Source organism: Embleya sp. NPDC020886, from assembly GCF_044333915.1.
GTDB lineage: Bacteria > Actinomycetota > Actinomycetes > Streptomycetales > Streptomycetaceae > Embleya.
In genome coordinates, this window is record NZ_JBIRRX010000005.1 from 266,239 (window position 1) to 278,638 (window position 12,400).

The following is a 12,400-nucleotide window of genomic DNA, read 5'->3' on the forward strand; positions in this document are numbered from 1 at the left end:
CGGATGTGAGGACGACGTGAAGACGACAACCGCGTTCAGGCAACCTCGCGGCCGGGTCGCTTGAGCCGCGCGGCCCACCGGCCGTCCTCGCTGCTGACCGACAGCGGGATGCCGAAACACTCGCTCAGGTTGGCGTCCGTCATCACCTCGTGGGCCGGCCCGGCCGCCACGGTCGCGCCGCGGCGCAGCAGCAGCGCGTGGGTCACCGCGCTGGGCAATTCCTCCAGGTGATGGGTGACGATCACCAGGGTCAGCCGCGGATACTCGCGGGTCAGCGAGTCGATCGCCTCCAGGAGTTCCTCGCGGCTGGGCAGGTCCAGCGCGTTGGCCGGCTCGTCCAGGAGCAGCAGTCGCGGATCCGGCATCAGCGCCCGGGCGATCCGGGCCCGACCACGCTCGCCCTGCGAGCACACCGCGATCTCGCGCTGCGCCAGCCGTTCCAGGCCCAGCAACGCGATCAACTCGGCGGCCCGACCCCGCTCGGCCGGCCCGTACCTGCCGTACAACGGCTGCACCGTGCCACTCGCCCCGGTGAGCACGTAGTCGGTCACCGTCAGGTATTCGGGGATGCGCAGTGCCGCGTTGACGGCGCCCACCTGGGCCCGCACCTCGCGCACGTCCACCCGGCCCAGCCGCTTGCCCAGCACGGTCACCGCACCGTTGCCGGGAAAACGCAGTGCGCCCGCGAGCGCCAGGATCGTGCTCTTGCCCGCGCCGTTGTGTCCCAGCAGCGCCCAGCGCTCGCCCTCGCGGACCGTCCAGTCCACGCCGACGAGCATGTCCGTGCGTCCGCCGGGCCCGTGCGCCCACACATCCACCGCGTCGAGCTCGAAGACGGGTGGAGCGATGTCCCATGTAGGTGTATCGACCATCGAGCCAGCATGCCACTCGCCCGCCCGCTCCCGGCGTCGGGAGGGGGCGGGCGAGCGATTCGTCTCATCCGTGGCCGCATGCCGCCGGCGCGGGTCGAGAACGCCGGTCGTCGATCATCGTCGGTGTGCGCGTGCGGATCGTGGCCGGTGGGTGCCGGCGATTCACATGCTGGCGATCAACTTCTCCACCCGGTCGTCCACCGACCGGAACGGGTCCTTGCACAGCACGGTGCGCTGCGCCTGGTCGTTGAGCTTGAGATGCACCCAGTCGACGGTGAAGTCGCGCCGCTGCTCCTGGGCCTTCTTGATGAACTCGCCGCGCAGTCGCGCCCGAGTGGTCTGTGGCGGCAGCGATTTCGCCTCGAAGATCTTCAGATCGTTGCCGATCCGTTCGATCTGCCCGCGTCTCTCCATCAGGTAGTAGAGACCGCGGCGCCGGTGGATGTCGTGGTAGGCGAGGTCGATCTGGGCGACCCTCGGCGAGGACATGGGCAGGTTGTGCTTGGCCCGATACCGCTCGATCAACTGATACTTGATCACCCAGTCGATCTCGCGCCCGACCAGGTCCAGGTTGCCGGAGTCGATCGCGTCGAGCGTGCGCTCCCACAGATCGAGCACCTTCTCCACGGTGCCGGTGCGAATGCCCCGGCGGTCCGCGAACTCCTGCGCCTTGGTCAGGTATTCCCGCTGGATGTCCAGCGCGCTGGCCTCGCGGCCGTTGGCGAGCCGGACCTTGCGGGAACCGGTCATGTCGTGACTGACCTCGCGGATGGCCCGGATCGGGTTCTCCAGGGTCAGGTCCCGCATCACGATGCCGGCCTCGATCATCCGCAGCACCAGATCGGTGGAACCGACCTTGAGCAGCGTGGTGGGCTCGGCCATGTTGGAGTCGCCGACGATCACATGCAGCCGCCGATAGCGCTCGGCGTCGGCATGCGGTTCGTCGCGCGTGTTGATTATCGGACGGGAACGGGTCGTGGCCGAACTGACGCCTTCCCAAATGTGCTCGGCACGCTGGCTGACGCAGTACACCGCACCACGCGGTGTCTGCAGCACCTTGCCCGCGCCGCACAACATCTGACGGGTCACCAGGAACGGGATGAGCACATCGGCGAGCCGGGAGAATTCCCCGTGCCGCGCCACCAGATAGTTCTCGTGGCAACCGTAGGAGTTGCCGGCGGAATCGGTATTGTTCTTGAAGAGATACACGTCGCCCGCGATGCCCTCTTCGTGCAGCCGCCGTTCGGCGTCGACGAGGAGGCCCTCGAGAATGCGCTCACCGGCCTTGTCGTGCACGACAAGCTCCGGCACCGAGTCGCACTCGGGCGTCGCGTATTCGGGGTGGCTGCCCACGTCCAGATACAGCCGGGCCCCATTGCGTAGGAAGACATTGCTGCTTCGGCCCCACGAAACGACTCGGCGGAAGAGGTACCGCGCCACCTCGTCCGGGGAGAGCCTGCGCTGCCCCCGGAACGTACAGGTGACGCCGTACTCGTTCTCCAGCCCGAAGATGCGGCGGTCCATGCGGCAACATTACGCCGACGACGTGCCGTTCCGGGACAACTCCGCGTCGGTGGTTTCCACCAAATGGATCACGTTTGAAATCAGCCGGCCCCGACCGGCCAGCAATACCAGCAATCCGAGCCCCGCGCCGACGCTCGCGACCGCGAACGCGCCCCGCGCGCCGGCCACTTCGCCGGCCCAGCCGGCCAGTCCCATGCCCAGTGCCGAACCCGCCCCGATCGCCGCCACCAGCCACGCGAACGCCTCGGTCACCGTGCCGCGTGGCGCCAACTCGTCGATCAGGGTGAACACGCACGCGATCGCCGGCGCCAGGAACACCCCGGAGAGCACCGCGAGCGGCACCATCAGCCACGGCCCGGGCACCGCGATCAGCGGCAGGTAACACACCGTCAGCCAGCACATGAACCACAACAACCGCCGGGCCGGCGGGGTCTGCCAGGCCCGCACCCCGTGCACCAGACCGCCCAACAGCGCACCGAACGACATCGCCGCCAGGAACACCCCGGAGAGCGCGCCGGAGCCCTCGTGGTCCGCGTAGGCCACGGCCGCGACGCTGAGCACACCCAGCGCGATACCGGCCAAGGTGAACGCGACCAGGACCACCCGCAGGCCGGCCGAACGCAGCGCGCCCGCCCAGTGCGGGGTGTGCTGCTCGCCGCGCCAGACCCGGGAGGGCCGCGCGGTGGCCACGACCACCGTGCCCGCCACCCCGATCAGCCCGGTCAGCAACACGGCCCACTGCGCCGAGGCGAGTTGCACCACGACCACCACGATCAGCGGCCCCACGGTGAACAGGATCTCCTGCGCCGCGGCGTCCAGGGCGTACGCCGCCTGCACCCGCTCGGGCGTGAGCACCGAGGGCCACAACGCGCGCAGCCCCGCCTCCAGGGGCGGCGTGGTGAAACCGGCGACCAGCACCGCGCCCACCGCGAGCGGCAACGGATGCGCGCCCACCAGCGCGAAGACCGCGTAGGCCAGCGCCGAGACCAGCGCCGAGCCGAGCAACACGCCGGTCTGGCCGCGCCGATCCATCCACCGGCCCAGCACCGGCTGCCCGGCCGCGGTGGCCAGGCCGTAGACCGCGGACAACACGCCCGCGAGCCCGTAGCCGCCGCCGTCCGCGCGCACCAGCAACAACACCGCCAACGCGCCCATGCCGTTCGGCAATCGCCCGAGCAACGTGCCGCCGAGCAACCGCGCCGCATACGGCACCCGAAGCAGGTCCAGATAGGTCCGCATGCGCGGTACCGCCCTCCCGTGCCGCGGCCGGCACGCTCCGATCATTATTTAGTCATACGTATGACTCCCGATCACCACTGTGCCGTCGGGCCGACCCGATGGCAAGCGGGTTCTACGCTGGGCCCGCACCGTCCCCGACACCGCCCGAGGTCCCCTTGCCGTCGCCCCAGCCCCCCGCCGGTCGTCCGACCAGCAAGGACGTCGCCAAACACGCCGGCGTGTCGCAGTCCACCGTGTCCCTGGTACTCGCCGACAAATGGCGCGGCCGGGTCTCCGCCGCCACCGTCGAGGCGGTCCGCGACGCGGCCTCGGCACTGGGCTACCGGCCCAACACCTCGGCCCGCTCGTTGCGGCTGGGCCGGACGCACACGGTGATGCTCGTCGTACCCGTGCTCACCTCGCCGTTCTTCGGCGCCGTGCACACCGGGGCCGCACAGGTCGCGGCCGAGCGCGACTTCGGCGTGGTGGTCTACCCCACCCGCGACGGCGTCGACCTGACCCCGAACCCGTTCTCCTCGGCCGCCATCGACGGCGTGCTGGCCTCCTCGATGGCCGCCGAACCGCTGGACGTGCTGCGCTCGGCCGGACCCGGCACCGAGGACCTGCCGCTGGTGATGCTGGACAGCGAACCCGGGCGTGGCGTGCCGACCGTGAACGACGACGTCGCCGACGGCATGCGGGCACTCGCCGAATACCTGGTCGACCTGGGCCACCGCCGGGTCGCCCGGCTGCGCTCCGCCGTGCAGAGCTGGACCTTCCGGGCCCGGGACGAGGCCTTCCGCGCCGCGCTCGGGCCCGCCGAGGTGGTCGCCGAGGCGCACGCGCCGCTGACCCTGGACGGCGGGCGCACGGCGGCCCTGGCGCTGCTCGCCTCGCCGGCCCGGCCCACCGTGCTGGTGTGCGACGACGACCTCCAGGCGGCCGGCGCCTACAAGGCGGCCCGCGCGCTCGGCCGCCGGGTGCCCCGGGACGTGTCCGTCACCGGCTTCGGCGACCTGCGCTACGCCCGCGTGGTCGAGCCGGAACTGACCACCGTGCGCCTGCCCGCCGTCGAACTGGGCGCGCGCGGCATGACCGCGCTGCTCGACCTGCTGGACACCGGCGACGCGGGCCCGGACGTGGTGCTGCCCGGCGAACTGCTGGTCCGCGGCTCGACCGCGCCCCCGGCGTCCGGCTGAACCGACCCGACGCACGCGCGTCAGGGCCCGCGCACCGACGCGGTACGCGGGCCCTGTGACGTGCGCGGGACTACTCCTCGCCGGTCTCCGGCGTGGCCTCGGGCGCGGTCTCGGCCACCCCTTCCGCATCGGCCTCGGCCGGCTCGGCGGCCGGCTCCGCCTCGCCGAGCAGGCGGGTCAACCGACCGCCCACCAGACGCTTGAACTTGCGCTGCTGCGGCCGGGTGCGATCCAGCGTGGCGACCTCCAACTGCGAGGCCGTGATCGAGCGCTTCTCGCCCACGCCGTCGCGCGAGAGCGCGTCCACCGCGACCTTGAGCGCGGCCTCGAGGGTGAGCCCCTCGCGGTGGTGGCGCTTGAGCTGCTCGGTGATCTGCTCGACATTGCCGCCCATGGCGACGTAGTTGTGCTCGTCGGCCACCGAGCCGTCGTAGGTGAGCCGATAGATCTGGTCGTCCTCGGGCGCGCTGCCGACCTCGGCGACGATCAGCTCCACCTCGTACGGCTTCTCACCACCGCTGGAGAAGATCGTGCCCAACGTCTGGGCGTACACGTTCGCCAGGCCGCGGGCGGTGACGTCGTTGCGCGCGTACGAGTAGCCGCGGATGTCGGCGTAGCGCACGCCGCCGATCCGCAGGTTCTCGAACTCGTTGTACTTGCCCACCGCGGCGAACGCGATGCGGTCGTAGATCTCACTGATCTTGTGCAGGGCGCGAGAGTAGTTCTCCGCCACGAACAGGATGCCGTCCGCGTAGGTCAGCACGACCACACTGCGGCCGCGGGCGATGCCCTTGCGGGCATAGTCGGCCCGGTCCGCCATGGCCTGCTGCGGCGACACATAGAAAGGCGTCGTCACCGTGGAGTCCTTTTCGTCGAAGCCGGTCTCGATGGGTCGGCTGGTCGGGTCCTCGACATCGGCGTCACCTCAGCGGCGCGGTCGGGCCGTTGGGGTCGTCCATCCGGGCGTCGACCACGGCGCGGACGATCTCGCCGACCTCTTCCGAGGAGAGCCGGCGGATGCCGTCCTCGGTCACCAGGGTCACCACCGGGAAGATCCGCCGGGTCAGGTCCGGCCCACCCGTGGCGGAGTCGTCGTCGGCCGCGTCGTAGAGCGCCTGGATGCACACCGTGACGATGTCGTCGGCGTTCAGCCGGGGGCGGTACAGCTTCTTCAACGCGCCTCGGGCGAACAGCGAGCCCGAGCCCACCGAGTGGAAGCCGTGCTCCTCGGATCGGCCACCGGTGATGTCGTAGCTGAAGATCCGCCCGGTCCCGCCGTCGACGTCGTAACCGGCGAACAGCGGCACCACCGCGAGACCCTGCATGGCCATTCCGAGATTGCCGCGGATCATCTGCGACAGCCGGTTGGCCTTGCCCTCGAGGGACAGCGTGGTGCCCTCGATCTTCTCGTAGTGCTCCAGCTCGACCTGGAACAGCCGGATCATCTCGACCGCGAGGCCGGCGGTGCCGGCGATGCCCACGACCGAGTAATCGTCGGCCGGGAACACCTTCTCGATGTCCCGCTGTGCGATCAGGTTCCCCATCGTGGCCCGCCGGTCGCCGGCCATCACCACGCCACCGTCGAACGTCGCGGTCACGATCGTCGTGCCGTGCGGCGCCTCGATCGTCACGGGCTGCACCGGAGGCGTCCTACGCGCGGGCAACAGTTCGGGCCGGTAGGCGTCGAGAAATTCGGCGAACGAGGACGACCCGGGGGTCAGGAAGGCAGCCGGTAGACGCCCGGTGCCACGAGTGTTGGCTTCCACACGATCCCTTCCACATAGGTTGCGGCCCGGCGCAACGCGTCGGGTCGATCCTTGAACATGCCCAGTGCGGCATTGCAGTTGAAGCAGAGTACGGCTCGGACCCTACCGCTTTCGTGATCATGATCGACGTGTTCGGGCTTGGTGGACTGGCAGATCGGACATACGCCCATTTGGTCGGCAAGCATGCCCTGCAGGTCGGCCTCGGTGAGACCGTATTTGCGCATGAAGTATCCGGCTCGACCGTCGACTTTACGACACGATTTGCAGCGCGCCGCGAGACCGTCCCATTGTCGGGAGCTTTTATGCCATTCCGAATGCGGTTTGATCTGCTCACACTTCGGACAACGCTTGTGCCCCACCGGCACATCAACCTTCGGGCGCACCTTGAAACCCGCACGCTCGCGCCTGGCGCGATACGAGTGCGCCGCCCGCCTCCTATTGCACTCAAGGCAATAGAATGAAAGCCCGTCGGGACTTGTCGCGTTGGAGCCGAAGTCCCGAGCGGGCTTCCATCCCTTGCAGTCAGGGCAATTCTTGCCCGATTTCAAATCGGACATTTGCTACTATTCTCCACCCTTTTGGACAAATCCCCGAACGAATTCCTCAGCATTCTCCTCGAGCACCTCGTCGATTTCGTCCAATACCGAGTCGACATCGTCCGTCAACTTCTCGTGTCGTTCCTGCACGTCGGACTGCGCCTCGGTAGTGGTCTCGTCGACCTCTTCCGAGCGCTTAGTCGCGCGCTGTTGACCGCCGCTGTCCTTAGTGGCCATGTAGCTCACCCCACCTTGTGATCATTTCCTTGAACCGGTGCCTATCCATTCCTCGGAGCATCCACACCCCCGATCCCGAAGGATCGGGGGTGTAAGTGCCAACGAGTGTCGGATGCCAGGTGTTCCGGAACGGGATTTATCCGTTCATTCGCTTTGTTCCCGCGAACGAACGAGGTCACCCACCCGTGAGGGCGCGGACCAGATCCTCGGCTGTGCGGCAACGGTCGAGCAGGTCCTTCACGTGGGCCTTCGTCCCGCGCAGCGGTTCCAGGGTGGGTACCCGCTGGAGCGAGTCGTGACCCTCCACGTCGAAGATCACCGAATCCCACGACGCGGCGGCGACCTCGTCGGCGTACTGCTCCAGACATCGACCGCGGAAGTAGGCCCGGGTGTCCTCCGGCGGCAGGTGCACGGCGCGCTGCACCTCCGCCTCGCCGGCGATCCGCTCGAAACGGTCCTCCAGCTTGTTGTACAGGCCCTTGTCCGGCCGTACGTCCGCGTACTGGAGGTCGACCAGGTGCAGCCTGGGCGCGTCCCAGTCCAGCGCGTCGCGCTGCCGGTAGCCCTCCAGGAGCTGCAGCTTGGCCACCCAGTCCAACTCGCGCGAGAGCGACATCGGATCGGTCTCCAGCCGGGCCAGCACCGACTCCCAGCGGTCGAGCACGTCGGTGGTGTCCTCGTCGACGTCGGTGCCGAACCGGTTCTCGACGTACTTGCGGGCCAGCTCCAGATATTCGAGCTGAAGCTGGATCGCGGTCAGCTTGCGGCCGTTGCGCAGCGTGATCAGCTGCTTGAGGGTGGGGTCGTGGGAAACCTCGTGCAGCGTGCGCACGGGCTGGTCCACGGTCAGGTCGTTGCCGAGGAAACGATCCTCGATCATCGACAGGACCAACGCGGTGGTGCCGAGCTTGAGGTAGGTGGACACCTCGGACAGGTTGGCGTCGCCGATGATCACATGCAGGCGCCGATACTTCTCGGCGTCCGCGTGCGGCTCGTCGCGGGTGTTGATGATCGGCCGCTTGAGCGTGGTCTCCAGGCCGACCTCGACCTCGAAGTAGTCCGCCCGCTGGCTGATCTGGAAGCCGTGCGCGGAGCCGTCCTGGCCGATGCCGACCCGACCCGCGCCGCAGATCACCTGGCGGGAGACGAAGAACGGGGTCAGGTGTCGAACGATGTCGGCGAACGGCGTGGCGCGCTGCATGAGGTAGTTCTCGTGCGTGCCGTAGGACGCGCCCTTGTTGTCGGTGTTGTTCTTGTACAGCAGGATCTGCTGCCCGCCGGGCAACTCGCCCGCCCGCCGGGCGGCCTCGGCCATGATGCGTTCGCCGGCCTTGTCCCAGATCACCGCGTCGCGCGGATTGGTGGTCTCGGGCGCGCTGTACTCCGGGTGGGCGTGGTCGACGTAGAGCCGAGCCCCGTTTGTCAGGATCACATTGGCGAGGCCGACGTCCTCGTCGGTCAACTGGCTCGAGTCGGCCAGTTCGCGCGCGAGGTCGAACCCGCGCGCGTCGCGCAGCGGGTTTTCCTCCTCGAAGTCCCAGCGGGCCCGGCGGGCCCGCTGCATCGCTGCGGCGTACGCGTTCACGATCTGGGAAGACGTCAACATCGCGTTGGCGTTCGGATGCCCGGGTACGGAGATCCCGTACTCGGTTTCAATGCCCATCACACGCCGGACGGTCATGCGACCCCCTCGTCCCTCACCCGGCCGGTACCCGATCCACACTCACCGTGGTCCGGGTACACCCTGGTCATGCTGCCGAGCCTATTGCCGTTGGATTGCCTTGGGGATACGGCCGGAACTATTGCCCTGTGCGGAAATGTCGTCCCGGAACGGCGCCGCGGCCCGTGTTCGACCTGAACACGGGCCGCGGTGTCGGTGGTCAATCGGTACTCGATCGGGATCAGAGGTACTGACCGGTGTTGGCCACGGTGTCGATGGAGCGCCCGGCCTCGTCGCCCTGCTTGCCCGAGACCAGAGTGCGGATGTAGACGATCCGCTCGCCCTTCTTGCCGGAGATCCGCGCCCAGTCGTCGGGGTTGGTGGTGTTGGGCAGGTCCTCGTTCTCCTTGAACTCGTCGACGCACGCGGCGAGCAGGTGGGCCACCCGGATGCCCTTCTGGCGGTGCTCCAGGAAGTCCTTGATCGCCATCTTCTTCGCGCGGCCCACGATGTTCTCGATCATCGCGCCGGAGTTGAAGTCCTTGAAGTACAGGGTCTCCTTGTCACCGTTGGCGTAGGTGACCTCCAGGAAGCGGTTCTCGTCGTTCTCCGAGTACATCCGCTCCACGGCGACCTGGATCATGCCGGTGACGGTGGCGGCCCGGTTGCCGCCGTGTTCCACCAGATCGTCGTCGTGCAGCGGCAGCGAGACCTTGAGGTACTTGGCGAAGATGTCCTTGGCCGCCTCGGCGTCCGGACGCTCGATCTTGATCTTCACGTCGAGCCGCCCCGGCCGCAGGATGGCCGGGTCGATCATGTCCTCGCGGTTGGAGGCGCCGATCACGATGACGTTCTCCAGGCCCTCCACGCCGTCGATCTCGGACAGGAGCTGCGGGACGATGGTGTTCTCCACGTCCGAGCTGACGCCCGATCCTCGGGTGCGGAAGAGCGAGTCCATCTCGTCGAAGAAGACGATGACGGGCGTGCCCTCGCTGGCCTTCTCCCGCGCCCGTTGGAAGACCAGGCGGATGTGCCGCTCGGTCTCGCCGACGTACTTGTTGAGCAGCTCGGGGCCCTTGATGTTGAGGAAGTAGCTCTTGCCCTGTTCGTTGCCCTGGGCCTCGGCGACCTTCTTCGCGAGCGAGTTGGCGACCGCCTTGGCGATCAACGTCTTGCCGCAGCCGGGGGGGCCGTAGAGCAGGATGCCCTTGGGCGGACGGAGCTCGTGCTCCTTGAACAGGTCGGGGTGCAGGTAGGGCAGCTCGACCGCGTCCCGGATCATCTCGATCTGGTTCCGCAGACCGCCGATCTTGGTGTAGTCGATGTCCGGAACCTCTTCGAGGACCAGTTCCTCGACCTCGCTCTTGGGCACCCGCTCGTAGACGTAGCCCGATCGCGAATCGAGCAGCAACGAGTCCCCCGCACGCAGCGGGGAGTCCAGGAGCGGTTCGGCGAGGCGCACCACGCGCTCCTCGTCGGTGTGCCCGATGACCAGCGCTCGTTCGCCGTCCTCCAGCAGCTCCTTGAGCATCACCACGTCGCCGACGCGCTCGAACTCCATCGCGTCGACCACGTTCATGGCCTCGTTGAGCATGACCTCCTGGCCACGCCGGAGTTCGTCGAGTTCGATGTTGGGGCTGACGTTCACCCGGAGCTTGCGCCCGCCGGTGAAGATGTCCGCCGTGCCGTCCTCGTTGGCCTGTAGGAACACGCCGAACCCCGAGGGGGGTTGGGCGAGTCGGTCCACTTCCTCCTTGAGGGCCACGATCTGGTCGCGAGCCTCCCTCAAGGTCGCGACCAATCGCTCGTTCTGTGTGGTCATTCCGGCCAAGGACGTCTGAAGGTCGACGACCCGCTCCTCGAGCAAACGGCTCTGGCGCGGTGAGTCGGCGAGCTTGCGACGCAGGACGGCGACTTCCTGCTCTAGAAAAGAAACCTGGCTTACGAGGTCGTCCGTACCCCGAGCCGGCCTCCCACCACGGTTCATGTCGTCGTCGTGGACTGCCACGGCCCTCACCTCCTCCTGGGAGCTGCGACGTCTCCGACCCTACCTACGGCAGGAGGGGTTGAAACCCCTTGATCAGCAAGACTGTCCGGGCGTGTCCGATCTTCACCCGTGCGATTGCCCCCACGCTTGTGAGGATCAGATACCCACCTCACCACGTCGGGAAGCAGGCGCGAGTAGGGTCTGTCGGGCGCGTGTCGATACGAATCGGTGAAGAGTGAGGCCCATGTCCGCAGAAAACGAACCTCTCGAGGTCTGGATCGATCAGGATCTCTGCACCGGGGACGGCATCTGCGTGCAATACGCGCGCGAGGTCTTCGAGCTGGACATCGACGGGTTGGCGTACGTCAAGGGTGCCGACGACGAGCTGCGCACCGAGCCGGGCGCGGTGGTCCCGGTGCCCGGGCCGCTGCTCGTGGAAGTGATCGACGCCACACGCAAGTGTCCGGGAGAATGCATCCACATGCGTCGGGTTTCCGACGGCGTCGAGGTGTATGGCCCGGACGTGGCCTGAATTCCGCTTCGTACACCGGTGTCTGGCGACGCGTCAGATCCGGTCGGCACCGAGTGGAGTCAGTCGCCAACGAAGTGTTCCGGCGAGGTCGGGACAGCAGCGGGGCACGTCCGGCGCGGACCAGCCCAGGGTGCGCGCGGTGATCGTGTCGCCGCTGCGGGTGACCTCGCTCACCTGGAGGCCCTCGTCGGTGTCGAGCAGGGTGGCCACCAGTCGGGGTGAACCCTGGTCCGCGTCGGCATAGGCCAGCAGCGCGGCGGGTGGGCTGCCGGAGCCGGCCGCGCACTCGACCCGAACCACGGTGGGGCCGGTGGGATCGGTCAACACGGTCCCGATCCGGGTTCCGACACCCGGGCAGTCGAGCGGGAACACGACGTTCGCGAGTTCCGCCTCCGTCGGCCCGCCCGCGGTGCGGCCGCGGCTGCCGGCGAGTGGCACGGTCCGGGCCGCTTCGGGGGCGTGACCCACCGATTGGCCCTGATTCGATGTGTTCGCGGGGTTCTCGCCCGGTTGCAGGGTGCGCGGTGCGGCCGGTGGGTCCTGCTGGTTGGGGCGGTGTCGGGCGGGCGCGGTGACGCCCGGTATACCCCCGTCCAGCGAGGCCGCGGCCCAGATCACCAGGCCGGCGCCCACGATGAACACGAACACGATGGCCGCGGTGGCGAAGGCTATGCCGTTGCGGACGTCGGGGACCTCGACGTGCCGGGGCACGGAGGTGTCGGGTGGTGCGTCGGTGGTCACGAGCCCGCGGGAACTGTCGCCGCGCACGGGCCGGGTCTCGAAGTGATCGTCCGCCACGGTGGACGACCCTATGCGGCGGGCCGGGCCCTGGTATAGAGTCCCGGCCCGCCTTGTCTCAACCATTGCCT

The 12,400-nt window shown here is 68.3% G+C and carries 12 protein-coding genes; 2 read left to right on the forward strand and 10 right to left on the reverse strand.

Going from position 1 to position 12,400, the window contains the following annotated elements:
* Positions 1-35 precede the first annotated feature (35 nt).
* The 3 genes from ACH4U8_RS20370 to ACH4U8_RS20380 form a co-directional block, all read right to left on the reverse strand.
* Positions 36-872, reverse strand: coding sequence for an ABC transporter ATP-binding protein (locus ACH4U8_RS20370; RefSeq protein WP_395779135.1), 837 nt, complete (start codon positions 870-872; stop codon positions 36-38).
* A 162-nt stretch (positions 873-1,034) separates the two neighbouring features.
* Complete coding sequence (gene pafA, locus ACH4U8_RS20375) at positions 1,035-2,396, reverse strand: Pup--protein ligase (RefSeq protein WP_360306344.1); 1,362 nt, start codon at positions 2,394-2,396, stop codon at positions 1,035-1,037.
* Positions 2,397-2,405: 9 nt separating this feature from the next.
* Positions 2,406-3,635, reverse strand: coding sequence for an MFS transporter (locus ACH4U8_RS20380; RefSeq protein ID WP_360306346.1), 1,230 nt, complete (start codon positions 3,633-3,635; stop codon positions 2,406-2,408).
* A 98-nt stretch (positions 3,636-3,733) separates the two neighbouring features.
* Between ACH4U8_RS20380 and ACH4U8_RS20385 the strand changes: the two genes are divergently transcribed.
* On the forward strand, positions 3,734-4,813 hold the full coding sequence (locus tag ACH4U8_RS20385) for a LacI family DNA-binding transcriptional regulator (RefSeq protein WP_395779137.1): 1,080 nt from the start codon (positions 3,734-3,736) through the stop codon (positions 4,811-4,813).
* Positions 4,814-4,883: 70 nt separating this feature from the next.
* On the opposite strand, the gene prcA is transcribed toward ACH4U8_RS20385, so the two are convergent.
* The 6 genes from prcA to arc all read right to left on the reverse strand — a co-directional run bounded on the left by prcA (position 4,884) and on the right by arc (position 11,020).
* Positions 4,884-5,669, reverse strand: a complete 786-nt coding sequence (gene prcA / locus ACH4U8_RS20390; protein WP_395779139.1) for a proteasome subunit alpha — start codon at positions 5,667-5,669, stop codon at positions 4,884-4,886.
* Positions 5,670-5,733: 64 nt separating this feature from the next.
* Positions 5,734-6,579, reverse strand: coding sequence for a proteasome subunit beta (gene prcB, locus ACH4U8_RS20395; RefSeq protein WP_395779141.1), 846 nt, complete (start codon positions 6,577-6,579; stop codon positions 5,734-5,736).
* On the reverse strand, positions 6,531-7,136 hold the full coding sequence (locus tag ACH4U8_RS20400) for an endonuclease VII domain-containing protein (protein WP_360306354.1): 606 nt from the start codon (positions 7,134-7,136) through the stop codon (positions 6,531-6,533). Before ACH4U8_RS20400 ends, prcB begins: the two co-directional genes overlap by 49 nt.
* Positions 7,137-7,142: 6 nt before the next feature.
* Positions 7,143-7,352 carry a ubiquitin-like protein Pup gene (locus tag ACH4U8_RS20405; protein ID WP_360306356.1) on the reverse strand — a complete coding sequence of 70 codons (210 nt, stop codon included), beginning with the start codon at positions 7,350-7,352 and terminating at the stop codon, positions 7,143-7,145.
* 175 nt (positions 7,353-7,527) lie between these two features.
* Positions 7,528-9,033 (reverse strand): depupylase/deamidase Dop, encoded by a 1,506-nt coding sequence (gene dop / locus ACH4U8_RS20410; RefSeq protein ID WP_360306359.1) that lies wholly within the window; start codon positions 9,031-9,033, stop codon positions 7,528-7,530.
* A 220-nt stretch (positions 9,034-9,253) separates the two neighbouring features.
* On the reverse strand, positions 9,254-11,020 hold the full coding sequence (gene arc, locus ACH4U8_RS20415; RefSeq protein ID WP_360306362.1) for a proteasome ATPase: 1,767 nt from the start codon (positions 11,018-11,020) through the stop codon (positions 9,254-9,256).
* Between the two features lie 223 nt (positions 11,021-11,243).
* Between arc and ACH4U8_RS20420 the strand changes: the two genes are divergently transcribed.
* Positions 11,244-11,531 (forward strand): ferredoxin, encoded by a 288-nt coding sequence (locus ACH4U8_RS20420; RefSeq protein WP_360306365.1) that lies wholly within the window; start codon positions 11,244-11,246, stop codon positions 11,529-11,531.
* 33 nt (positions 11,532-11,564) lie between these two features.
* On the opposite strand, the gene ACH4U8_RS20425 is transcribed toward ACH4U8_RS20420, so the two are convergent.
* On the reverse strand, positions 11,565-12,329 hold the full coding sequence (locus ACH4U8_RS20425; protein WP_360306368.1) for a hypothetical protein: 765 nt from the start codon (positions 12,327-12,329) through the stop codon (positions 11,565-11,567).
* Positions 12,330-12,400: the final 71 nt, after the last annotated feature.

What these genes read in the sequence shown, in the direction of transcription:
- ACH4U8_RS20370 (WP_395779135.1), bottom strand. Translation starts at nt 872, where the DNA reads ATGGTCGATACACCTACATGGGACATCGCTCCACCCGTCTTCGAGCTC.
- pafA (WP_360306344.1), bottom strand. Translation starts at nt 2,396, where the DNA reads ATGGACCGCCGCATCTTCGGGCTGGAGAACGAGTACGGCGTCACCTGT.
- ACH4U8_RS20380 (WP_360306346.1), bottom strand. Translation starts at nt 3,635, where the DNA reads ATGCGGACCTATCTGGACCTGCTTCGGGTGCCGTATGCGGCGCGGTTG.
- ACH4U8_RS20385 (WP_395779137.1), top strand. Translation starts at nt 3,734, where the DNA reads ATGGCAAGCGGGTTCTACGCTGGGCCCGCACCGTCCCCGACACCGCCC.
- ACH4U8_RS20400 (WP_360306354.1), bottom strand. Translation starts at nt 7,136, where the DNA reads ATGTCCGATTTGAAATCGGGCAAGAATTGCCCTGACTGCAAGGGATGG.
- ACH4U8_RS20405 (WP_360306356.1), bottom strand. Translation starts at nt 7,352, where the DNA reads ATGGCCACTAAGGACAGCGGCGGTCAACAGCGCGCGACTAAGCGCTCG.
- dop (WP_360306359.1), bottom strand. Translation starts at nt 9,033, where the DNA reads ATGACCGTCCGGCGTGTGATGGGCATTGAAACCGAGTACGGGATCTCC.
- ACH4U8_RS20420 (WP_360306365.1), top strand. Translation starts at nt 11,244, where the DNA reads ATGTCCGCAGAAAACGAACCTCTCGAGGTCTGGATCGATCAGGATCTC.